This window comes from Peribacillus sp. R9-11 (assembly GCF_031345095.1).
GTDB classification, from domain to species: Bacteria; Bacillota; Bacilli; order Bacillales; family DSM-1321; genus Peribacillus; species Peribacillus butanolivorans.
This window is the reverse complement of the sequence record NZ_CP133763.1, coordinates 329,088-353,945: the sequence shown is the minus strand read 5'-3', so window position 1 is coordinate 353,945 and position 24,858 is coordinate 329,088. Positions and strand designations below refer to the sequence as shown.

Here is a 24,858-nt window from a genome sequence, read left to right as displayed (position 1 = left end):
AATCTACCAATATTGGCACAGATTTTGCATATAAAAATCAGTGAAGTGCCTATGGATTTGAAAAGGAGGAAAACAGCAGAATACGAGAAAAAAAGTTGATAGTCTCTAGGCCGGAATTATTTTGTAAGCGTTTTAGTTCCATGCATTTATTTTAAAGACAAAGGAGAGACACGTATGAGCCAATCACAAGAAAAGATTGTTTCGCTTGGAACAGCGGGAAAAAAAGAGAGAAAAATCAATGTTTTTGTATTACTGCTCTGCATTCTCGCAATAGCAACTCTATTCACTTACATTTTGCCGGCTGGGGAATATGCAAGGATTGAAGCGGATGGACGAGCAACTGTAGACGCCAATTCTTTTAAATGGATAGAATCTGCACCGGTCGGATTGTTCGATATGATAAAAGCTATTCACACAGGAATGGTAGAAGCCGGAAATATTATCTTTTTCTTATTGATTATCGGAGGGTTTTTCGGTGTTTTAAGAGCAACAGGTACGGTTGATGTGCTTATCGGGACAATGGCTCGGAAGTTGGCGACGCGTGAAAAGCTATTGATTCCTGTCGTGATGCTGTTTTTCGCTGTAGGCGGCTCCTTAATGGGGATGGCAGAAGAAACACTGGCTTACCTTCCACTTATCATTCCCCTGGCGTTGGCTCTGGGATTCGATACAATTACAGGAACCGCCATTGTCATAGTAGGGGTAATGTCAGGATTTACGACTGCCGTCATGAATCCATTCACAGTTGGACTTGCCCAAGGAATCGCAGAATTGCCGATGTTCTCAGGCATAGGGTTCCGCCTTATTTTATTTGTTATTGTCTATCTGGTTTCCGTTCTTTATATCTATCGTTACGCAATGAAAGTAAAGACAAATCCTTCTATAGGAATCTACGGAAAATATACAAAAGAAGAAGCGAAAAACCTGCTGCAATCAAGTGCGAAGTTAACAGCGAGACATAAGCTCATCTTAGTAGCTTTTTTAATTAACTATATCGTCTTGGCGTTTGGAGTCATCAAGTTCCAATGGTACATGACAGAAATCGCTGCCTTATTCATTGTATTGACAATCGTAATTGGAATCATCGGAAAACTGTCTGCAGATCACATTGTCAACTCCTTTACTAATGGATCTGCTGCCTTGCTCGGCGGCGCTTTGATAATCGGCGTATCACGTGCCATTCTTGTCGTATTGAATGAGGGCCATATCGTCGACCCTATGTTGCATCAAGTAGCTGAATCTATCCAGCATATCCCGGCCTTTTTAAGCGTTGCCGGCATGTACAGCTTCCAAACTCTAATTCATTTTATACTAGCGTCCGGCACCGGTCATGCGATGCTGACAATGCCAATTATGGTGCCGCTCGCAGACTTATTGGATATTACGCGCCAAACTGCAGTGTTGTCTTTCTCTTTTGCGGACGGAATCGGAAATATGATTTTCCCGACCGCTACCACCTTAATGGCGGGATTAGCAATCGCAGGCATTCCTTGGACAAAGTGGGCGAAGTGGATTTTACCGCTGGTGCTCATTCAATATCTCATCGGGTTAATAGCTGTTATCATAGCCCACTTCATCGGGTATGGTCCATTCTGATAGCAGTATTTACAAGAAAGAAACAGTATTTACAGGAGGAGAACCGAATTGCTTACTTTAATTAAAAATGGCGAGATATACTCACCCAATTACTTAGGACGGAAAGACATATTGATTACTAACGATAAAATCGCATTTATAGATGACAGAATCGAGATTCCTGACAACTTTGCCCCTATACAAATCATTGATGCGACTAATCTTTTGGTTGTTCCGGGTTTTATAGATTCACATGTTCATATTATCGGTGGAGGGGGCGAGGGCGGATTCAAAACCCGCACCCCCGAGCTGATGCTCACTGATATTACTACTTCAGGTATTACAACGCTGGTCGGCTTACTTGGTACGGACGGAACTACCCGTAGAATGGAAAGCCTTCTTGCCAAGGCGCGGGCGCTTGAAGAAGAGGGGATTTCCTGCTTTATTCATACAGGCTCCTATCAAGTGCCAGTAAAAACATTGACGGGAAAAATCGAAGACGATATTATTTTAATCGATAAAATTATCGGTGTTGGAGAGATTGCAATCTCCGACCATAGATCATCAGAACCCACATTTGAGGAACTGACTAAAGTCGCCGCTGCGGCACGCAATGGCGGTATCCTGTCAGGAAAAGCTGGGATATTAGAAGTTCATGTAGGGGACGGAGATGGAAAGCTTTCCTTGCTGCATGAAATTGCAGATAAAACCGACATTCCGATTCGGCAGCTCCATCCGACACATATCAATCGAAATGAAGAATTATTCAGGGCGGGAATTGATTACGCGAAGCGAGGCGGATATGTAGACTTTACCACAAGTACCATTCCTCAATTTTTGGAGGAAGGCGAAGTGAAGTGCAGTATGGGCTTGCGCATGATGCTTGAAGAAGGGGTTCCAGTCGGACACATCACCTTCTCTTCAGACGGGCAAGCAAGCCTTCCCTTCTTTAACAGCCATGGGGAGTATGCAGGCCTACAAGTAGGAAAAGTATCGTCGCTATATCACGAAGTGCGTGATTCTGTTTTAGAGGAAGGCATCCCGCTGGAAACGGCTCTGAAGGTCATCACCACGAACCCCGCACAAGTGCTAAAGCTTTCGAGCAAGGGCAGTATCCAAATCGGCAAGGATGCCGATATCGTATTTTTGCAAAAGGAAACATTGACAATCGACACAGTAATGGCAAGAGGACAAGTGATGGTAGAAAAGCAGGTTCCGCTAATAAAAGGAACGTTTGAATAAGAATAGATCAAGATTTTTTAGGAGAAAAGCAGGTTCTGAGCGATGCCACTATGTTTACAAAACTACAGGCATACAAAAGTGTATCTCAACTTTAACGAACGTAAAATCTACCTATTTTAAACAAAAATACCCGTTCAAAAAAGTTGTACTTTTACGAACGGGAAATATTTAAAAGTCTAAATATTTTGATGGGACACAAGCCTTGTTTTATCAATCTAATTAGCGATTATTCCACAAATATCTAACCATTGTATTCCACCCGATTAATTTGCTGAGTAAATTAAGGCATCTCGTCCTCTTTTTCCCGATTTTTAAAAGCTTCATGTGTAACAATATCTTCAATCTGTTCATACTGTCGACTGTGTTCCTTCTCTTCGCTTATTCTATTATTAGGTAAGTTTCCAGGATGTCCTTTTTCTTTGTGATTAAAATTTTTACCACGACTCATACTTATTCTCCCCTTTCTATTCTTGCTCGTTTAGTTTTCTCCAGCGAAAAAAAATTATGATTTAATTTCACTGTTTACTAACTTACACCTATTTTCTAACGGATTTCATGAATCCACGCGCAATATTTACGAGATCAGCTCCCATCGAAAAGCAATCACAAACCTGCCAGGGGTGAACAGCTTACCTGAAGCGATATTTTTAGCACGCTTCTACATGCAATATGGAAGCAGACGATTCCTCATCCCCCCATTTTCCTCGCACTGCGAAAAAAGCGGATCCTTTAATAAGATATATCTTTTGGTTATCAGCTTTGTTTATCTATCGTATTTTTTCTTCTTCGGCAAATTTTGGCGACCTATCATTCCAATAAAAAGGGCTTCTTCATCAATAAAACCACGCGTAACTACTTCTCACATATACTTTGAGCATTTACGATATTTTTGTAGTAATTCCTTTAAAACAACTTCCCTTCATTATCACCATTAAAAGAATAGTGCCGCATTTCTGGACCGATTTTTGCTGAAAAATACTAATCTTCCTAGTACTGAGTAATTCCGTAGTATGGCGTGATGCTTCTGAATTTGTCAAAGCATTCATAAATAGACGAAATGGTTTTTAAAACACTCAGGTACATAATATTTCATAAGCAGTGCCAACATATAAGGAAAGAAATTGAATTGGTTGAGGAGGGAATAGTTTGAAGGCATCAGATTTGTTTGTACGATGTTTAGAGAATGAAGGAGTTAAGTATATTTTTGGAATACCTGGTGAGGAAAATACGGATTTAGTTGATTCTCTAATAGGCTCTGATATTAAATTTATCTTAGTTCATCATGAACAAGCAGCTGCTTTTATGGCAGACATCTATGGTCGGCTAACTGGAAAGCCAGGTGTTTGTTTGGGCACATTGGGACCGGGTGCAACCAATTTATTAACCGGGATAGGCAATGCTTATCTGGATTATTCACCTGTTGTCGCCATCACAGGTCAGGCGGGCCTTGATCGCATTCATAAGGAGTCGCATCAATATGTGGACATTATTGGAGTTTTTGAGGAAGTAACGAAATGGAATCAACAAATTAAGGTGCCACATACGATTCCGGAAATTATCCGTAAAGCATTTAAGACAGCTGTCATTGAAAAGCCAGGAGCTGTTCATATCGAGCTCCCTGAAGATGTGGCAATGATGGATACAGAAGGTGAACCACTACCAGTTACACCAATGCCAAGATCCCGCCCTGCCGAAGCAGAAATCAAAAAAGCCGTAGAATTAATCAATCGCGCTAAAAAGCCGATTATTCTAGCTGGCAATGGCGTGATCCGTGATGGAGCTACAGAGGCCTTGCGGAAATTTGCAGAAGCGAAGCAAATTCCAGTTGTGAATTCGTTCATGGCCAAAGGGGTTTTACCTTCCGACCATCCATTGACCCTTTATACAGTAGGGATGCAAGCAAGGGATTATGTTCTATGCGGGTTTGATTTGGCCGATCTCATTATCACCGTTGGCTATGATTTCGTCGAGTACTTGCCAAAATATTGGAACGATGAGGCGATGAATCCGATTATTCATATTGATGCCAGACCAGCTGAGATTGATGCTTATTACCCTCTTCAAGCTGAATTGGTCGGTAATGTTACAGAGTCACTTGAAGCCTTGACTACTGAAGTTGAAGAAAAAGAGCTTTGGCCAGAAGTGAAAAGGTTAAGGTCTCAGATTATTGAAAAGCTTCATTCTTCAGATGAAGTATCAGGAAGCCCTATCATCCCTCAGCGAATTATCGCCGATTTGAAAAAGGCGGAAAAAGGGGAAGCCATTGTCATTTCGGATGTGGGTGCCCATAAATTATGGATTGCCCGGATGTATCAGCCGGAAAAACCTAATCACACCATCATTTCTAATGGCTTTGCATCAATGGGTATTGCGGTTCCCGGTGCCATTGCGGCCAAACTGGCAAAACCTGATAAACCTGTCATTGCGGTCACAGGTGATGGTGGATTTCTGATGAATGGTGTTGAATTGGCAACTGCTAAACGTCTGGGTCTTGCCTTCGTGATTGTCATTTTTCATGATTCAAAATTCGGACTAATCGAGTGGAAGCAATTGAATAAGTTTGATCGTACGAATGCGATTGAATTTACAGACCCAGACTTTTTAGAATTCGCTAAAAGTTTTGGTGTTAAAGGGGTTAAAGTAACCCATTCCGATGAATTGCTTCACACATTAGAAGAAGCTGTTGCGAGTAAGGAGATTGTCTTGATAGATGTAGATGTCGATTACTCGGAAAATGTAGAGCTTTCGAAAACACTGGGTGATTATATTTGTAAATTATAAAACCATGTATTATTGGAGGAATGTCAGATGAAGCAAAAGTGGCAATTGTGGATCGGTGGCAAATGGCGTGAGGCTAAATCGTATGAGCCGTTATATAATCCCCATTCAAATGAAGAAATTGCACAAATCGGACAGGCTGAACCAGCGGATGCCATTGAAGCAATTGTTGAGGCAAATTCCGCTTTTCAGAAATACCGATCCTACCCGGCACACGCACGAGCCGAAATTTTAGTAAAAGCTGCTGCGATCATGGAAGAACGTAGTGAAGAACTTGCGAAAATCGTTTCTCTAGAGGCTGCGAAAACAATTCGAAATGCTCGTGAGGAAATCAATCGTACAGTTCAGACCTACCGTTTTTCTGCAGAAGCGGCTAAGAACAATTATGGAGAACAAATTCCGATGGATGCGGCACAGGGTGGAGTAAACCGTTTTGGCTTCACAATTCGTACCCCGATTGGCGTCGTAACGGCAATTACCCCATTTAACTTTCCATTTAATCTTGTCGCCCATAAAGTTGGTCCAGCTATTGCGGCTGGAAATTCAATTGTATTAAAACCTGCCGAACAAACGCCTCTTAGTTCACTCGTGCTTGCAGAAATTTTTAAAGAAGCAGGCCTTCCAGAAGGAGTATTGAACATCATTCCGGGCAAAGGGGATGTCTTAAGTGAAGCTTTGACAACCCACCCTCATGTAAAAAAAGTGACTTTTACTGGCAGTGTGGAAGTCGGACACCTTATCCAGCAGCAAGCAGGCTTTCGTAAGCTTACCCTTGAACTCGGATCCAATTCGCCGTTCATTATTGATGAAGGAGTCGACATCGATAAAGTCATAGAACGAAGTGTGATGGGCTCTTTTACAAATAATGGGCAGGTGTGTATCTCGATTCAAAGAATTTATGTCCACAGTTCACTGTACCAACAATTTTTGGAGCGATTCGTCAGTAGGACAAAACGGCTTGCCATTGGATCCCCTCTCGAGGAAAGCACTAATATTACTGCGGTCATTTCGAAAAAATCGTTGGAGCGGTTACAAAGTTGGATCGACGAGGCAGTACAGGAAGGAGCAAAAATTGAGTGTGGCGGTACAGTGGAAGGCAATGTTCTCTTACCTACCGTCTTAACAGATGTAAATCGTGACTCAAAGGTATTTCGTTTCGAAGTATTCGGTCCGATTGTCTGTATATTTCCATTCGATACGCTGGATGATGCTATCAAGGATGCAAATGATTCACGTTACGGATTGAATTCAGGAGTGATGACACCGAGCATAGAACGTGCTTTTTATGCGGCGGAACGCTTGGAAACGGGAGGAGTCGTCATTAATGATATCCCGACCTATCGGATTGATAATATGCCATATGGTGGCTGGAAGGACAGCGGTGTTGGCAGAGAAGGCGTCAAATATGCGATGGAAGAAATGATGGAGCAGAAATTCATTAGCTTTAAAATAAGTGACAACTGATTATAAATAAAAAGAGGAAGTATTTTGTTCAATATAAATCGTAGTGTATGTAGAGGGCGATATCCTAAAGATGTCGTCCTCTAGTATTCGTAAGAAGTAACAATGTATTAGTATCAACATAACTATATACCCCTAAAAGAAAAACCCTGTCCTGGAATTATCAATACCTAAATCATAAAAAGCCTTTAAAAATAAAGGAGTATACATATTAGTCATGTATAATATGTGTGCTCCTTCGTTCTATTTATTAAATTAAAGCCACCCTTAGTGGCTGATTTTAGGGAAAAGTATAAGGCAACAACGCCTCTGGTTGCCAGTCGGTTTTTCTTTAGTAACGAGTTCTAAAATCACTTCGTTTTTTTCTTTTCTTTAGAAAAACCGTTATCAGAATGATAAGAATGACACAGCCTCCCCATCCTAGAGATGGGACAGAAAATTTATTAGCTTCCTCATTGATTGTTTCTTTTTTAAACGAGGCCGGCACTTCTGTGTTCCTAACATCTGCGACCGTTTTAAGATCAAAGGATTCTATGGTGCTCCCTTCTTGGTTCATGATTGAGAGAATTCCATCATTACTGGTTTTTAGACTAGGTTCATCACTAATTAGATGGGTATAGTATAAGTCTTCGTTCAGCGTGTAGGATTTAGAGTGATCCGCTGAATAAAGTATGCTTTTTTTATCAATTTTGGCTGATTTAAAGTTTTCAAAGCCATAGCTGAATAGAAGCTCAGTATCAGAGTAGGCATCCTTGTCTGAAGGAGCTTTAAGAGTGACCGCAATCAAGTCCTGTTCTCCTCTTGTAGCAGTAGAAATCAGGGTGTAGCCAGATTTACTAACAAAACCTGTTTTCCCACCGGTTATTCCCTTATAGGGGAGTTCGCCTTTTAAAATTTTATGATGGGTAACTAGAGTTGTGTCCCATGTTTCCACTTCCCATGGTAAATCCTTCTTCCCAAAATATTCACGGAAAATTTCATTTTTCATTGCATATTGGGTAATTTTCGCAAGGTCACTGGCTGTAGTTACATGGTTTTTGTCAAACAATCCATGGGGGTTCGTAAAATGAGTATCGGTGACGTTTACTTCTTTCCTTAAAAACTCATTCAAATCCTCCATGAACAGTTTTTCACTACCAGACATATGCTCGGCAATTGCGATAGCTGCATCATTTCCGGAGTTGATGAGCATTCCTGCAATTAATTTGGAAAGCTCTATTTTCTCCCCAGGTTCAATAAATACCGAAGAGCCGTCTGCCTCAGCCGCTTTTTTGCTAACAGTCACTAGTTCATTCTTATCCCCGTGCTCAATAGCATATATAGCAGTAGCAACTTTCGTTAGACTGGCTGGATACATTTTTTTATTTGTGTTTTTTTCGTATAACACTTTCCCACTTTTCGCATCAATAATGATCCCAGCTTCACTAATGAGAGGTAAGTCTGATTCTGCACTTACAGTCGTAGAGGCGAAGGGGATTAAAGCCAAAATGAAGATAAAGAAAAACTTTTTCATATACCTCTCCTTTAATGATAAATCCTATATAGTCATAATAAAATAAATCTGAATGTTTAGAGATGTTTTATTGAAATTGAAATAAAACAGTAATTACCCTTTAATAATCATGGAAACATTTCGGATAAAAACCTTCTTTTACTTTCCTTAAATAACTTTATAAGGGTTCTGACCCTTTTAGTGGGATGCTCCATTTAAATGAAAAAAGAATCCCCATTTATATAGATAGGGATTTTTTTTATACCATTGAATTAGGGTATCACCGACATTTCGCATATAAACTACGCTGATACATTTTAGGGAGAGGAATAAAAGTGAAAAAAGGTAAGAAGGTGATTTGAGGCATTGGTAGCTACGACTGATTCCACATTTGACGATTTACTGGAAGCTTCTCAAAAAGCTAGAAATAACAAAAACAGAAGCCAAGGGGCTTCTGTTTTTCTTTATCTGACCTATATATATCGTTTTGTCTAAGCTAATGCACTTCTTATTTTATAGATTTGGAGAAGACCAACTACCATTGCTATCCGATTTATTTATATTTCCTTTTGCTTCGCTTCATGAAAAGCTGTTTTAACCTTATCCAACATATCTTTATCCGAAATCAACCGGTAGCCAGTAAGCGCAAGAGCTTTTGCACCAGTGAGGATGGCTTTGTCTCCTTCTTGAGATTTAGCACAGTCGCGGAATTCATTTGTATGGGCAATCAAATCATCTGGTCCAATTTTTATATATGGATGGGCTGTCGGGACTATATGGCTTACGTTCCCCGCATCAGTCGAACCAAAACCACTATCTTTTCTAGGAGCTACGGTTTCTTCTAATTGAGTCAGTTCTTCCTTTAACAGTTCATCAAGAACTGGATTTATGACAAAATCAAGCACTTCATTTTGGAAACGTTCGACTTTAACTGTGCTTCCTGTGGCAAGTGCAGCCCCTTCAGCAACATCACGTATTTTACGCGATACATCTTGGCATAGCTTCCATGTTGTTGCTCTAATGTAAAATCGGGCAGAAGCATATTCAGGAATGATGTTAGGTGCTTCTCCACCATTGGTTATTATTCCGTGGATTTTGACCTCAGATGGGAGTTGCTGACGTAAAGCACTAATGCCATTAAATAGCTGAATAACCCCGTCAAGAGCATTTACACCTTGTTCAGGCGCAGCAGCTGCATGTGCTGATTTTCCGTAAAAATGAAAATCAAGTGGATCTACAGCCAAAAATGGACTTGTTACACCAGTTTGACCAGCTGGATGGATAATGATGGCTGCATCTACCTCATCAAACAAACCGTGCTTCGCAAAGCTGCCTTTTGCACTTCCATTTGGCCCTCCCTCTTCAGCAGGTGTTCCGAAAACAATCACCTCTCCGCCTGTTTCCTCTAGTACTTGAGATAGTGAAATTCCTGCTGCGACACTCGTAGTGCCAATGATATTATGGCCGCAAGCATGTCCTAGACCTGGCAATGCATCATACTCAGCTAAAAAGGCAATTTTGGGGCCTTTCTTTGAGGAGGCTTTTTTGGCGATGAAGCCAGTTTCATGCCCAGCTATATCACGGGTTACTTCAAATCCTGCATCTTGAAGTAATTTGGTCAACGTTTTCGAAGCAAAGAACTCTTGATTCCCAATTTCGGGGTTTGCATGGATGGCTTGACTCGTTTCAATATATAATTCGGAATGAAGGTCGATGTGATCTTCAATGATCTGCTGATGCTGCTTCTGCAATAATTCTCTCGCCATATTCTTAACTCCCCTTTTGGTTTAAAAAGCCGGACAGGCACCTTGAATCCATCCGGCATTCCTTCACTTTGTTCTATTCATCATTTTTCATTGGCTGGTTTTGTCCAAGCATCTTGGTAATTAACTAATTCGTCTACAGAAACATATGCAGGAATGGTGTTTCCTTTAAACGTTTTTTCAATGAACGCTTCCACTTCTTTCGATTGATAAAGCTCCACTAATTTTTGTAGCTCAGGACGGTCGGCATTTCCCTTTTTAACCGCAATGATATTAATATATGGTTTCGCCGTTTTACTTTCATGGAATAATGCCTCTTTTAAAGTAAGGCCTGCTTCAACGGCAAAGTTATTATTAATGGCTGAAGCATCGGCATCATCCAATAGACGAGGCGTATTGCCGGCAGCAACAGGTTTGATTTTCAATTTTTTCGGATTTTCCTTAATGATTTCCAATGATCCCGATCCATTGAATTCCTCTTTCAATGTAATCAATCCAGCTTCTTGAAGAAGGAGTAATGCACGGCCAAAGTTTGTTGCTTCATTCGGAACGGCTATCGTAGCGCCATCTGGAAGATCTTTGAGATCTTTGTGTTTTTTCGAATAAAGGCCCATAGGTGCAATAACAGTTGATCCGATGGCCTCTAATTTCAAATTTTGATCGTTAACAAATTCATCGAAGTAGGCAACTGTTTGGAATGAATTCGCATCAATTTCTCCTTCACTTAACGCAAGGTTCGGTTGGATATAATCATTAAAAGTAACAAGTTCGATATTCAGCCCATCCTTTTTCGCTAAGTCAACAATGTATTCCCATGTTCTCGTATCCCCGCTGCTGACACCGACTTTCACTGTTTTCACATCATCTGAATTACCTGTTGACTCCGCTTTGTTTCCACATGCTGCAGCCACAATGGCCAATGCCAATACCATGATCGTTAATAAGATTTTCTTCATTTCTCCTACCTCCTGTTATTTTTATCTTCTTCTGATTTTTCTTGAAACAAAATTCCCGGTGGATTGCAATAATTGAACGATGATCACGAGCGCCGCTACTGTGACGACCATCGTCATCGTATCGAACCTTTGATAACCGTAAGCTAAGGCTAAATCTCCTACCCCACCTGCACCGACAGCACCTGCCATGGCCGTAGATCCAACAAGGCCAATTGTCGCTGTTGTAAATGTAAGGATCAACGAACTAAGTCCCTCGGGAATCAAAAAGCGATAAATGATTTGCCATGTCGTCGCCCCCATCGCCTGAGCTGCCTCGATGATCCCTTTGTCCACTTCCAACAGGGAGTTCTCCACAAGCCGGGCAATATAAGGAGCCGCGTAAAAGATTAGCGGAACAATGGCCGCATTCGTTCCGATCGCACTGCCGACAATCATTCTGGTAAACGGAATAAGTGCTACAAGCAAGATGATGAAAGGAACCGACCGCAATATATTGATGACCGGGTTCAATACATTAAAGATCCATTTATTCTCCAGGATGTGACCCTTTCTTGTAATGACAAGTAAGATTCCTAGCGGAAGTCCAATCAGCCCGGAAAATATCAATGAGATGGCTACCATATAAAGTGTGTCACCGAAAGCTGTCGACAGCTGGTCTGCCGTTATTTCCATTCCCCAAAGCGTATTACCCATTTATCTGCACCTCCTGGACGAGAATCCCCTCATCTTTAATATATTGATAAGCCTTGTCCACCTCTTTTTTGTTCCCTGTCACTTCAATAATTAAATTTCCAAAAGGTGTTTCTTGAATTTCAGAAATATTAGCTGATAAAACACTTAAATGAACATCATATTTTTTCGAGATGGTTGAAAGTAAAGGATTGCCTGATGTAGTACCAATAAAGTTAATTTTCCAAATAATCGGAATATATGATCCGGTATTTTTCAGGAAACTTTGTGGGATCTCGTCGTGAATAACAGTTCGTACAAAGTTTTTTGCGATACCTGTTTGGGGCTTCGCAAAAACTTCGAAAACCGAACCTTGTTCAACCACGCGTCCGCCTTCCATGACCGCAACCTTATTGCAAATTTCCCTAATTACAGACATTTCATGAGTGATTAGCAAAATGGTAATATTGTATTCTTTATTAATTTTTTTTAAGAGCTGCAGTACAGCACTAGTTGTTTGTGGATCCAATGCTGACGTCGCTTCATCACACAAAAGAATCGATGGGTTGGTAGCCAACGCTCTAGCAATCCCTATTCGTTGCTTTTGACCGCCAGACAATTGTTCCGGATAACTCCTTGCTTTACTTGATAAGCCAACGAACTCTAACAACTCGCCTACCCGCTCTTTGATTTCTTTACTAGGGGTTCCCGATAAAACTAGCGGCATGGCAATATTATCAAAAACTGTCTTTGAGTTAAGTAAGTTAAAATGTTGAAAAATCATGCCAATTTTTTTCTTTTCTGCCCGTAATTCCTTCGGGTTCAATTTGGTTAAATCCTTCCCCCCAACAATAACCTGTCCATCTGAAGGGTGTTCGAGTAGATTGACTAACCGAATCAACGTACTTTTTCCGGCTCCACTATAACCGACAACACCAAAAATATCGCCTTTTTCAACTGTCAAATTAATTCCTTTCAAAGCTTCAACAGTCTGTTTCTTTGTTTTATATACCTTTTTAACATTTTGAAATTCAATCATTCTGTCTCCCCCCACGCTGTTTATTTGTACGAATTCATTATCCAGAGAAGAGCTTTGCAAAGTTTCATAATGATAGGGTTAAATTTTCGAAACTCACGAGTAATTGCTCACAATTCACGAGTAAATGTGTGAAACTCACGAGTAATTGCGCGAAACTCACGAGTTAATCTGTCAAACTCACGAGTAATTGCTCACAATTCACGATTAGTGCGTGAAACTTACGAATAATTGCACCAATTCTCCAAATAACCATATACATTCTGAATAAACAAAAGAGGCCTCTTCCGTCATCAGACAGAAGAGGCCTCTTTTAGAAATAAAAAAGAGTAAACTCTTAATTTAATTATCTAAGAAAAGCTCCTTCTTATCTTTCAAACTTTCGTCCGTTGGAATTAGCACAGTATTTTTACAAAAGTAAAAACCCGCTGCCGAGGTATCATAGGGCCAAGTCCCTCCACATCTCTTGATAAGAAATAACGTATTTATTTAATTATGTTCCTCACTATATATTCAAATTTTACTAATGTCAACTCTATTTTGAATAATCTAAAATATTTTTACAGTATAATTTTTAATCGTTCATTTAACTATACCTTAAGACAGGTCAGATTTTGCCCTGCATACCATGTATACGGGTAACCTAGGCATAGACTCTATTACAAAAAAACGAAAACATTACGAAGTCAGTCAGGATTAGGACTTCCTTCCTCATAAGGAAAGCTCTGTATCTTGATGAAATAACGGCAAACCTTTGGCAAACTCACTATTCAGGTTGCTACTCACGGTCTGCCTTATCCATGCGGGGAGCTCCCTGCGCCCCCCACTCTTATAATCTTTTGATTGGGGTTTACGTTTATTTTTGAGTTTTTGACCATTTTTTGATAGCAAACTTTCGGTACGTTTAGTATCAAAAAAGAAAAAACAATAATAAATAGTACCATATATATGCGGTTATAAACTTTTTTGCATCTGTTTTAAATGTGTGAGGACCCTTTGCCCTCATATCTGTAATAATAAAAGTTATTTATTATTACAGCGAAGGAAGACTACACATGTGTTTTTTCATCTTTAGCACTATTATAAAAGCTCTTTCCTTAGAAGAGTTTATTTCTTTTAATTAAAAAACACTCGGTAGAGTTTGAATTCTATAGTATGTCTACTTATCAGCAAAAACAAATCGCTATTTAGAAGCTTCTAATTTTGTCGATATCTACTCAGAATTTGTAGATATTTCTCGGGAAATTGTTGAAATTTGGATTTGGTGATTCCGAATAGTTTGAACAAAGGAATCTCTACTTTTGATTTGATTGCCTTAGGTTTAAATAGTTATTAACGCAAATTAACATCTGAATATCGTAAAGGAGACTAAAAAAAAGGTAATAAAACCTTTTTCTTATTGCAGTAATGTTTCGTAATGGGTTCTTTTTTGTTCAGTTTTAACTATGACATATCGTTTGTCAGTTAGATGTTCATTTCACGCGGAGCTGCGAGTTCATTGGTTAAAAATTAAGATCTCTTTTAATTGAATGGGAACATGGGTTAAATAAATTGTCATATATATCGGGTATCGTTATCTCTTTTAAAGCTTCTAATTTTGTCGATATCTACTCAGAATTTGTAGATATTTCTCGGGAAATTGTTGAAATTTGAAAATGGTGATTCCGAATAGTTTGAACAAAGGAATTTCTACTTTTGATTTGATTGCCTTAGGTTTAAATAGTTATTAACGCAAATTAACACCTGAATATCGTAAAGACTAAAAAAAAGGTAATTAAACCTTTTTCTTATTACAGTAATGTTTCGTAATGGGTTCTTTGTTGTTCAGTTTTAAGCTATGACATATCGTTTGTCAGTTAGATGTTCATTTCACGCGGAGCGCGAGTTCATTGGTTAATAACATTAAGATCTCTTTTAATTGAATGGGAACATGGGTTAAATAAATTGTCATATGTATCGGGTATCGCTATTTCTGTTTCATTGGTTCCTACCAATCTTTCTTTTTCTTGATACAAGGGTTCTTCTCTCTATCGTCTAGGGGATTGCCCGTATCGCGTAACGCTATAAGCGTTTCGATATCGGATTGAACGAAGATATGCCAATCGCTATCTTTTAACAGCTCCTATCCATATCGCTCTAAGTTTTAAACATACTTTCAAACAGTGGATTTTGTATCTCCACTTCTTCTGCCACTTCCTTGGAAGAGGATGCTCATTCATTCGGATGTATATCCTGTCGCATATCGGCTCCCTCTTTCTATTAAAGATGAAGGTTCTGTAGATTTATTTGCATGTTATATCGCCCCGCGATACGAAACACACAAAAGAACCGATCAGCCCCTTTCTTGAGGAACATTATTAAGGACATGGATCTTGCTGGGGCTGGGAAACTGTTGTTTTAAGCTGAGGCATATCGTTTGTCAGTGGCCATTCATTTCACGCGTAGCTGCGAGTTCATTGATTAAAACAATTAAAATCTCTTTTAATTGTTCGGGATTATGGATTGAATTGTCAAATTTATCAGGTATCGCTATCTCTGTTTCATTAGTTTCTTCTAATCTATCTTTTTGTTGATACACAAGGTCTTTAGCTATATCGTATAGGGACTTGTCCGTATCGCGTAACGCTATGAGCGCTTCGATGTCGGAGTGAATAAAGATAGGAATCACCATCTTACAAACTCATATCCGTTTCGTTCTAAGTTTTGACCATACTTTTGAACAGTGGGTGTTGCATCCCCACTTCTTCTGCCACTGCCTTAGAAGAGAATACTCGTTCATTCGGATGTATATCATGTTTGTAAATCTAACCCAGCTTTTCTATTAAACCTATAGGTTTTGAATTTATTTGCATGTTATATCGCCCAGCGATACGAAACATACAAAAAGGAGACGGTCAACCCCTGTCTGGAGCAACTATTAAGGAGGACTCTTGTTTTTGAATGCAAGTTTTCAACCTCCTCAACTCCCTTTTTATCAAGCATGCCTTTTTTGCTTGCTTGTGTATTTTGTTTTAGTTGCATATCGCTTAAACAAATCTCCAATGAATTTCAATTGAGCCTTCGTTTGCCTTTAGAACGTCAATACATTGGTATCGCCGAGCTCTTACATAGCAGGTACCAAATCCTGTAAAGTTAAAATACTCTTTCTTAAATTCTGTGTTTCAGCTACGCGAATCATATGGCTCTATGTTTTTATTAAAGTTTTGTGGATTGGCATCTCAATGCTTTTATCCATCATTATATATTTAAAAAAGATTTATCAAATGTTTCTACATCTAATTTGCTTCCAAGAATCATTACACAGTTGGGCAAAAAAACTTAACGGTCGCCTTATTTTCTGAATATGGAGAAAAGCCCCCACCATTTTTCTGAACGTTTTTGTATCGCTATTTCTAAACGTTTATTAAACTCATTTTGGGAAGTCCATTCTTTTTTCTGTTCGACCCGCATATTTTGTATTTCTTTTTGTAAGAGTTCACTTTTTTGTTTTTCTTGTTGTAGCAATGTTTCGTAATGGTTATTTTGTTGTTCAGTTAATTGTTCAATTTTAGCATTAGTTCTTTGCGCTGAATTTCCAATACTAGAACTTATAACATGATGATCTTGCTGGAGCCGGGAAACCTTTGTTTTAAGCTCTGACATATCGTTTGTCAGTTGGACATTCATTTCACGTGTGGCTGCGAGTTCATTGACTAAAAACATTAAGACCTCTTTTAATTGATTGGGGTCCTGGGGTAAATTTTCTTCATATGTATCGGGTATCGCTACCTCTGTTTCATAGGATCCTTCTAATCTTTCTTTTTGTTGATATACAAGGTCTTTAGCTGTATCGTCTAGGGGCTTGTCCGTATCGCGTAGCGCTATAAGCGCTCCGATGTCAGATTGAACAAAGATACGTCGATCTCCATCTTTCAAAAACTCATATCCATTCCGCTCTAAGATTTGACCATACTTTCGAACAGTGGGAGTTGCAATCCCCACTTCTTCTGCCACTTCCTTGGAAGAGAAAGCTCGTTCATTCAGTTGAATATCACGTCGCATATCGGACCTCTTTTCTATAACTAGTTGTATCTGTAGTCTACCTGACCTTAAATTTTCTGTCTAGATAAGTGTAGACTATCCAGAAATTATTAGGGATACCGATAAAATTTCCTTTTCCTTTCTTCTACTTCCATATACGTTTTAGATTCTCTATTGGCTTACCTTCCTTCTCTTGCATAGCCGCCGCTATCTCCTATCCATCCTTATCCATTGTTTGTGTTACATCTGGTCGGTCTTGGCGCCTTGCCCCGTGCCAAGCATGGGTGGGGTTGATAGAAATTCAACAACGATTAGGACATACAGATATTCAAACACCGATGAACTTCTATGCTCATACGACTGACTACATGAAAGAAAAGGCCTCCCAGCAGTTCAATAAACTGATGGAAGACCTTCACTATAAAAATATTTACATGTTAGGTGAGCATCCATTTCTAAATCCTCGTTAAATCCCTATATTTCAAGGGATTTAAGCAATGATTACATCATGCCGCCCATTCAATTAATAATTTAATAGGAAGTAACAAGGTAATGATACCAACGTTTTTGGCCATAGCCACCTAAAACAACTTCACTTAATGTCATGATATTTCAATGTCAGGTGAGCATTTTAAATTAATTTTTTATAAATTACTATATGAAAAATTCGAAAAAAGCCCAACCCTATTAAAAGAGAGTACATATTTTTTAAATAAACCTAATTCATTATACCGGAAGGAGATTATCATGAAAATTAAAAAGTCCTTAAATCGAATTCAAGCTGCATTATTGAAGAAACACATAAATGAGTTTAAAGAAAAAGATGGCATTTTAGAAGGAACAGAAGATTTGATTTTTTATGTCTATGAATTTGAATCTCCCAGCAAAACTGTGAAAGGTGCAATATTATTATAATAAAACTAAGAGGAGATTAATAAAAGAGCTTTCAAAGGGTTCTTAATGGGTGTCTTGTTTTATTACTTGGGTTGAATGTTTCAGCTTGTGGGTTTGATCATGTTATAGGGAATGGAGAAGTTACTGATCTTGATTTGAAGGAAGTAAAGTCATTTATAGCCGATAAAAAAACAGGCTTTTAAATTGTCTTAACGTATATTATCCGCTTTTTGTCGGCAGAACCCCTTTATGTTAAGGTCCAGATTGTTGATAAAAGATTGGATTGTGTTTTATTGATAAGTATAATATTAAGCTCGGTGAACCGTATCATAAGTAAATTAGGTTTTTATGTTGTAAAGAAAAGCAGAAATATACAAAGTCATTGAATTGGCTATGTATATTTCTGCTTAAATTAATTAAGAAATCATTATACTTTTTTACTGATTTTTTAAGAGTTTATCAAATTTCTTCATCTCAAATTCATGAACGGTTATTGAAAAATGACTGTTTCTTTTGTCACTTTCTATCACTGCCAGTTTGTGTGAAAGACTCCTGCTAAATCACGTCGTTCATAGGTATGTGCACCAAAATAATCACGTTGTGCTTGCAAAAGGTTTGCATTTGAGATGCCTGTTCGATAACTATCGTAATAAGTAAGTGAAGCACTTAAACATGGAAACGATATACCAGAATTTATTCCTTCACAGACAACCTTTCGCAATCCTACCTGGTAATCTGTAACCTTTTCAGCAAAATATGGTGAGATTAATAAATTAGCCAGATTCGGCTGCTCTTGATAGGCTTCGCTAATGACGTTTAAAAATTCTGCACGAATGATACAACCTCCGCGGAAAATCAGCGCAATATCCTTTAAAGGCAAATCCCAACCGTAAAGTTCAGAAGTCATTTTATATTGAGTAAAACCTTGCGCATACGCACAAACTTTTCCCATATATAATGCTTGTCTAATATAGTCAATCCACTCATTTTCATCTAATTTTTGCTGAACGTTCTCAGGGCCTGTTAGAATATTTTCTGCATTAATCCGTTCCTCTTTTAAAGCGGAAATGTAACGAGCAAACAAAGACTCTGTAATAATTGATGCTGGTATTCCGTTATTAATAGCTTGCATGCTGGTCCATTTACCTGTGCCTTTTTGTCCTGCTTTATCAAGAATCACATCGATCAAGGGTAAGCCCGTTACTTCATCTTTTTTCCTTAAAATCCCGGCTGTAATTTCGATTAAATAACTTTTCAGTTCGCCTTGATTCCATGTTTCAAAGATGTCAGCAATCTCATTAACTTCTAAATGCAACTTTTCTCTTAAAAACGTATAGGCTTCGGCGATTAATTGCATATCTGCATACTCAATCCCGTTATGTACCATTTTTACAAAATGACCTGCTCCTTTTGGACCGATATAGGTACAGCAAGGGTTATCATATACTTTGGCTGCGATTTTTGTCAGAATCGGAGCTACTTTTTCATAGGCTTCTTTATCTCCACCTGGCATGATTGAAGGTCCTTTTAACGCCCCTACTTCTCCACCAGAAATACCAATTCCTAAATAACTGATTCCTTTAGATTTCAATTCATCATATCTGCGTTCAGTATCTTCGTAATGGGAGTTACCGCCGTCCATGATAATATCGCCTGATTCAAGATGAGGAAGTAATGAATTGATCACCGAGTCGATCGGCTTACCCGCCGTCACCATTAGAAAAATCTTTCTTGGAGTTTCTAGTGACTGAACAAAGTCCTGGATTTCGTAATACGGATGGAGCGACTGACTGTCCAATTTAGCAACAAGCTGATCCGTTAAATCTCTTGTGTAGTTATAGACAGCTACTTGTTCCCCTTTACTAGCCATATTTAAAGCTATATTACTGCCCATTACCCCTAAACCTATGACACCAATTTTATTGAACATTTAATTCTGCTCCTTTTATGTAAGAATAATAGGCAGTAAATCCCTACATAAGTGGGGGATTTACTGCCGGGAAAGGCCTATACAAATAAGCTTAGTAATAGAATAAATCCTAATCCAGCTACTGAAATAATCGTCTCAAGCAAGGTCCACGTTGCAAATGTTTCTTTCATGCTTAAACCAAAATACTCTTTAAACATCCAGAAACCAGCATCGTTAACGTGTGAAGCGATTAAACTTCCCGCGCCTGTAGCAAGTACTACTAGAGCAAGGTTAACGTCCGTCTGACCTAACATCGGAATAACTAAACCAGCTGTTGTTAAGGCAGCAACGGTAGCAGATCCTAAGGAAATACGCAGGATTGCCGCGATGATCCAGGCAAGCAAGATTGGTGATAATGATGTTCCTTTGAATAATTCAGCTACGTAGTCACCTACACCGCCGTCGATCAATACTTGCTTGAAGGCTCCGCCGCCCCCTATGATTAATAGCATCATTCCAATATGCAAGATTGCTGATGTACAAGATTCCATAATATCTTTCATTGGAATCTTTCTTGCTAATCCCATTGAATAGACCGCAAATAATAAGGAAAGCAACATGGAAGTACCGGCTTCGCCAATAAAACGGATAGCTGCTAGTAAACCATTATCTTCAAAGCCCATTGTTTTTTGCATCAAAGTGATAATCGTAGCAATTGACATTAAAATAACGGGAAGTAAAGCGGTAAATACACTGATCCCAAATCCAGGTGTGTCTTCAAGTTTAAATGATTTTTGGTTTCCTAAAGAGGCAATGCTGCCTGTTTTCGTAAATGATGCAGGTACGAGTTTTTTAGCTATCTTCGTAAATACTGGTCCAGCTAAAATAACTGTTGGGACCGCAATAATGAAGCCGTAAAGTAAAACTTGACCAATGTCTGCACCATATTCACCAGCGATAACTGTTGGTCCTGGGTGCGGCGGCAAGAAACCGTGTGTTACGGATAATGCCGCTACCATTGGAATACCAAGATATAATATCGAAACTTTTAATTCTCTTGAAATTGCAAATACGATTGGAATTAATAATACTAATCCCACTTCAAAAAATAACGCGACACCGATAATAAATGATGCTGCTACTACTGCCCATTGAATATTCTTTTCACCGAATTTTTTAACAAGGGTCATGGCAATGCGTTGCGCGCCGCCTGAATCTGCGATTAACTTACCCAACATCGCTCCAAGTCCAAAGATTAACGCTAAGTGACCAAGTGTTCCGCCTAATCCAGCTTCAATGGTTTTGACAATTTCCTCAAGTGGCATCCCAAGTGCTAAAGCTACTCCAAACGATACAATGATTAAGGAAATAAAGGTGTTTAATTTTAAGCCCATTATTAAAATTAATAAAGCGACAATTCCTAAAGCGACAATAACTAATGGCATTGTAATTCCTCCATGTGTTTACTTTGTAGCATTTATTAAGTTTCTTTGATAATTCGCAATCTGAGTATATTCGTTTTCCAATACCCTTGATAGGTTAATAAAAATCGGCAGTAGTTGCCTGTATTCTTTTACAGAATCATATTTCGGTGTGTGCTTGTGGGTATTGCCTATCATTTCAGAAACTACTTCGAAGGAATCAATTTCCCCGGTGGCATATAATCCTAATATACAAGCACCCAGGCATGAACTTTCGTAGCTTTCTGGAACCACCACTTCCGATTCGAAGATATCGGACATCATTTGCCGCCAAACAGACGACCTTGCGAAGCCTCCCGTAGCTTGAATTCGGGTCACCGGACCGTCCATACATTCGGTTAAGGCTAAAAATACGGTGTATAGATTGTAAATGACTCCTTCTAGAGCCGCTCGAATCATATGTTCTTTCTTATGTGATAGTGTTAATCCGAAAAATGAACCCCGTACGTCTGGATTCCATAATGGTGCACGTTCACCTGCAAGATATGGATGGAATAACAATCCATCAGCGCCTGGTCTTACACGTTCGGCAATCTTGGTTAAGACTTCATAAGCGTCGATTCCAAGTCTTTTAGCTGTTTCTACCTCGGAAGAAGCAAATTCGTCGCGAATCCAGCGAAGGACCATCCCGCCATTATTTACCGGCCCTCCAATCACCCAATGCTTTTCCGTTAAGGCATAGCAAAAGATTCTTCCTTTTTCGTCTGTTTTCGGCTCGTCAATAATCGTTCGAATCGCACCGCTTGTCCCAATCGTGACAGCAATTTCACCTTTCCGGATAGCGTTTACACCTAGATTTGAAAGGACACCATCACTTGCCCCAATGACAAAAGATGTTTGTGGATCAATCCCGATCTGTTTGGCTAAATCCGGGTCACAGTTGTTAAAGATCTTTGTTGTTGGTACGAGTTCAGATAATTGATCACGCGTTATTCCAGCAATTCTTAGGGCTTCCTCATCCCAATCCATGTTTTTGAGATTCATCATGCCCATAGATGAAGCAAGGGAATAATCGACAACATATTGATCAAAGAACTTTTTAAAGATATATTCTTTAATCCCGATATACTTTTTAACATTGGTTGCGATCTCTGGGCGATCATTCACGATCCAGGTGATTTTGGATAATGGTGACATCGGGTGAATCGGTGTTCCGGTTCGTTTGTAAACTTCATGCCCATCAAATTCATCTTTTATTTTATGGGCCAAAGCTTCACTGCGATTATCTGCCCAAGTGATACAAGGGGTTAGCGGCTGGTCATTTTCATCCATAGCTATAACACTATGCATCGCACTGCTAAATGAAATAAATGATATCTTTTTATCTGAATGCTGTTTCGTTATATTTGAAAAGGCTTTCAAAACGGCCTGAAAAATCTCTTCAGGGTCTTGTTCCGCTGTTGCCATATCCGGTGTGTAAAGAGGATAACCAATATTCTCTTGCTGAATGACATCGCCTTTTTTCGTAAATAATACAGCTTTTGTACTTGTTGTTCCGATGTCTACACCTAACATATAGCTAGTCATTTTCTTGTTCGACTCCTTTTGAAAGCATCTGTTGAGACATCCATAAGTCATCAACTTTCTCTTGAACATCATCAAAGTTTTCATGTAACGACTTAATCATGAGGTCTCGATCTTTTGTTTTGATCGCATCAATATAAAGTTGATGATTATTTATGATCCGTGTAAAGTCTTCATACTTTTCTTTAAAACGACAACGCATGGATAGAAGAATCAAACTTTCCATCACAGGTTTTAAATTATCCCAGATCATCAGAATGTAGGAATGATTGATCGACCGAATAATTGTTTCGTGGAATAGGACATCCTGATAGGAAAACTCATCAGCATCTCGGTATTTTATGGAGATTTTCATCATTTCCAGTATTTTACTAAGTTCCATTACTAATTCATTCGTGTCCATCCTCACTAGACGTTCAAATACAAACGTCTCGATGAGTATCCGTACATCATATATTTCTGCATATTTTTTTTCTGTTAAACCAATGACAACCGCACCCATTCTTTCTAATCGGATGATATTTTCAGATGCCAGTATTTTTAACGCTTCTCGAACTGGTGAGCGACTGACACCGAAATCAGCAGCTAATTTATTTTCAGACAGGATGGTACCGCTTTCAATCATCCCCGAAATAATACGCATTCTAAGCTCGGATGTTACACGATCACCAGCTGAAGCTTTTGAAAGCCATTTTACAGGATAAAGAAATTCCTTTGATTCAGCCATAAATTCACCTTCTTGTAGAGTTCAAGTACACTTGTATACAAGTATTATAATAAAAATAATGAATAATGCAAGCATTTTGAATGTAACTAGATTCTCATCAATATAAGTCAAAGTTTGTTGGGAGTTTAGAAGGTTCTAGTGCAAAAATAATGAAATAGAAACATAGAATGGTAATATCCTGTTAACTTTGGGATTAAGCAGCTACTCCGAACAACTTACGAATGAATTCAACCTCATTTTGGGCAGACTTTGCCTGTTGATGAGGTTGATTTTTTTTAACCATATGCATAGGTTCGATACCACTCAAAATATTCTGCTTGATTGTGTTAACAAATTGTTAGCGTGTCTTTCCTTACAAACATTCTTCATTTTTCCTATCGAACTTACCAAATAAAGTTTCCATATGAACTTTATGCGAATGCCAATGAAAAATTAGAATCCATTTTCTACTAACCATTTCATAATGCTTTCTTCTCTTTTCTTAATATCGTCATGCTGGTTATCGTATTTACTCATTTTCTTCTGTGCAACAAGATTTCCATCTACCATAAACAATATTCTTTCGGTTTTTGCTGCCACCTTTGCATCATGCGTCACGAGCATGATGGTTGTCCCTTCATTATTAATCTCTGCCAGAATAGACATAATGTCTGCTGACGATTTGGAATCTAATGCTCCGGTCGGTTCGTCTCCAAAAATGATATCCGGATCATTTATCAATGCTCTGCAGATGGCGACTCTCTGCAGCTGGCCGCCAGAGCCTTGAGTGATCGTATTATCTGCAAGCTTTTCAATTCCTGTCATTTCCATCAGTTTTTTTGCTTTTTGATACACCGTATTTTTATCCGCGTCTTTTGATACAAGAGCAGGAAACATAACATTGTCAATCAATGACAGGTTTTTTAATAGATTAATATCCTGAAAGATAAATCCCATGTGATTCAGTCGAATCTTCGCCAATTCTTCTTCTTTTAGTGTGCCAATTTCACAGTCTTTAAATTTCACACTGCCGGAAGTAATTCTATCCATACCGCTTACATTATAAAGAAGTGTTGATTTCCCGCTTCCGGATGGCCCCATGACCGATACGAATTCACCTTCTTCTATATCCAAGTTTACATCCTTTAAGATATGAAGCTCATTATCTTTTCCTAATTCTACTTTTTTGTTCATACTTATTGCTTCTAATATATTGCTCATCTATATTCCTCCAATGCCAAATATTAAAATCAAAGTCTATTTCCACAGAGGCGCCCCGGAATGCTTTTTTTCAGGAATCTGCATTCTTATCTGCATAGGGGTCTTCACACAGGAGACTTCTTCTGCCTTAG

19 protein-coding genes and 1 riboswitch are annotated in these 24,858 nt (G+C 38.9%); of the genes, 6 read left to right on the top strand and 13 right to left on the bottom strand.

What is annotated here, in order from left to right:
- The first annotated feature begins 174 nt into the window (after positions 1-174).
- Both RE409_RS01795 and iadA read left to right on the top strand, forming a co-directional pair.
- The gene (locus RE409_RS01795; RefSeq protein ID WP_201222360.1) at positions 175-1,596 is read left to right on the top strand and encodes a YfcC family protein; all 1,422 of its coding nucleotides are present in this window, start codon (positions 175-177) and stop codon (positions 1,594-1,596) included.
- Between the two features lie 48 nt (positions 1,597-1,644).
- Positions 1,645-2,817 carry a beta-aspartyl-peptidase gene (gene iadA / locus RE409_RS01790; protein WP_201222362.1) on the top strand — a complete coding sequence of 391 codons (1,173 nt, stop codon included), beginning with the start codon at positions 1,645-1,647 and terminating at the stop codon, positions 2,815-2,817.
- 280 nt (positions 2,818-3,097) lie between these two features.
- Here the strand turns inward: iadA and RE409_RS01785 are convergent, their stop codons facing one another.
- The gene (locus tag RE409_RS01785; RefSeq protein ID WP_162878727.1) at positions 3,098-3,265 is read right to left on the bottom strand and encodes a hypothetical protein; all 168 of its coding nucleotides are present in this window, start codon (positions 3,263-3,265) and stop codon (positions 3,098-3,100) included.
- Between the two features lie 698 nt (positions 3,266-3,963).
- Between RE409_RS01785 and RE409_RS01775 the strand changes: the two genes are divergently transcribed.
- Positions 3,964-5,598 (top strand): acetolactate synthase large subunit, encoded by a 1,635-nt coding sequence (locus RE409_RS01775; protein WP_201188379.1) that lies wholly within the window; start codon positions 3,964-3,966, stop codon positions 5,596-5,598.
- 27 nt (positions 5,599-5,625) lie between these two features.
- Positions 5,626-7,059 (top strand): aldehyde dehydrogenase family protein, encoded by a 1,434-nt coding sequence (locus RE409_RS01770; protein WP_309558408.1) that lies wholly within the window; start codon positions 5,626-5,628, stop codon positions 7,057-7,059.
- Between the two features lie 328 nt (positions 7,060-7,387).
- Here RE409_RS01770 and RE409_RS01765 read toward each other — a convergent pair whose 3' ends face one another.
- From RE409_RS01765 to RE409_RS01735, 7 genes are all read right to left on the bottom strand, one after another.
- On the bottom strand, positions 7,388-8,569 hold the full coding sequence (locus tag RE409_RS01765; protein ID WP_201188375.1) for a D-alanyl-D-alanine carboxypeptidase family protein: 1,182 nt from the start codon (positions 8,567-8,569) through the stop codon (positions 7,388-7,390).
- 536 nt (positions 8,570-9,105) lie between these two features.
- Positions 9,106-10,314, bottom strand: coding sequence for a M20 family metallopeptidase (locus tag RE409_RS01760; RefSeq protein WP_309558407.1), 1,209 nt, complete (start codon positions 10,312-10,314; stop codon positions 9,106-9,108).
- Between the two features lie 80 nt (positions 10,315-10,394).
- On the bottom strand, positions 10,395-11,267 hold the full coding sequence (locus tag RE409_RS01755) for a MetQ/NlpA family ABC transporter substrate-binding protein (RefSeq protein ID WP_309558406.1): 873 nt from the start codon (positions 11,265-11,267) through the stop codon (positions 10,395-10,397).
- Between the two features lie 21 nt (positions 11,268-11,288).
- Complete coding sequence (locus RE409_RS01750) at positions 11,289-11,939, bottom strand: methionine ABC transporter permease (RefSeq protein WP_098175930.1); 651 nt, start codon at positions 11,937-11,939, stop codon at positions 11,289-11,291.
- 13 nt (positions 11,940-11,952) lie between these two features.
- The gene (locus RE409_RS01745) at positions 11,953-12,975 is read right to left on the bottom strand and encodes a methionine ABC transporter ATP-binding protein (protein WP_201188370.1); all 1,023 of its coding nucleotides are present in this window, start codon (positions 12,973-12,975) and stop codon (positions 11,953-11,955) included.
- Between the two features lie 361 nt (positions 12,976-13,336).
- Positions 13,337-13,448: riboswitch (SAM riboswitch) on the bottom strand.
- A 1,943-nt stretch (positions 13,449-15,391) separates the two neighbouring features.
- Entirely contained in the window at positions 15,392-15,643 is a 252-nt protein-coding gene (locus RE409_RS01740; RefSeq protein ID WP_201188368.1) for a hypothetical protein, read from the bottom strand.
- A 659-nt stretch (positions 15,644-16,302) separates the two neighbouring features.
- On the bottom strand, positions 16,303-17,013 hold the full coding sequence (locus tag RE409_RS01735) for an SH3 domain-containing protein (RefSeq protein WP_201188366.1): 711 nt from the start codon (positions 17,011-17,013) through the stop codon (positions 16,303-16,305).
- Positions 17,014-17,276: 263 nt separating this feature from the next.
- On the opposite strand from RE409_RS01735, the gene RE409_RS01730 reads away from it, so the two are divergent.
- Positions 17,277-17,462: a hypothetical protein gene (locus tag RE409_RS01730; protein ID WP_309558404.1), complete on the top strand. Its 186-nt coding sequence runs from the start codon at positions 17,277-17,279 to the stop codon at positions 17,460-17,462.
- A 277-nt stretch (positions 17,463-17,739) separates the two neighbouring features.
- Positions 17,740-17,907 carry a hypothetical protein gene (locus tag RE409_RS01725; RefSeq protein ID WP_201188361.1) on the top strand — a complete coding sequence of 56 codons (168 nt, stop codon included), beginning with the start codon at positions 17,740-17,742 and terminating at the stop codon, positions 17,905-17,907.
- A gap of 505 nt (positions 17,908-18,412) precedes the next feature.
- Here RE409_RS01725 and gnd read toward each other — a convergent pair.
- The 5 genes from gnd to RE409_RS01695 form a co-directional block, all read right to left on the bottom strand.
- A complete protein-coding gene (gene gnd, locus RE409_RS01720) occupies positions 18,413-19,816 on the bottom strand; it encodes a decarboxylating NADP(+)-dependent phosphogluconate dehydrogenase (RefSeq protein WP_201250152.1) in 1,404 nt (467 codons plus the stop codon).
- A gap of 77 nt (positions 19,817-19,893) precedes the next feature.
- Positions 19,894-21,240: a GntP family permease gene (locus RE409_RS01715; RefSeq protein ID WP_309558403.1), complete on the bottom strand. Its 1,347-nt coding sequence runs from the start codon at positions 21,238-21,240 to the stop codon at positions 19,894-19,896.
- A gap of 18 nt (positions 21,241-21,258) precedes the next feature.
- A complete protein-coding gene (gene gntK / locus RE409_RS01710; protein WP_201222374.1) occupies positions 21,259-22,803 on the bottom strand; it encodes a gluconokinase in 1,545 nt (514 codons plus the stop codon).
- Complete coding sequence (locus RE409_RS01705; protein WP_201250155.1) at positions 22,796-23,527, bottom strand: GntR family transcriptional regulator; 732 nt, start codon at positions 23,525-23,527, stop codon at positions 22,796-22,798. The genes gntK and RE409_RS01705 overlap by 8 nt, the downstream gene beginning before the upstream one ends.
- Positions 23,528-23,959: 432 nt before the next feature.
- The gene (locus tag RE409_RS01695; protein ID WP_201222378.1) at positions 23,960-24,727 is read right to left on the bottom strand and encodes an ABC transporter ATP-binding protein; all 768 of its coding nucleotides are present in this window, start codon (positions 24,725-24,727) and stop codon (positions 23,960-23,962) included.
- Positions 24,728-24,858 lie beyond the last annotated feature (131 nt).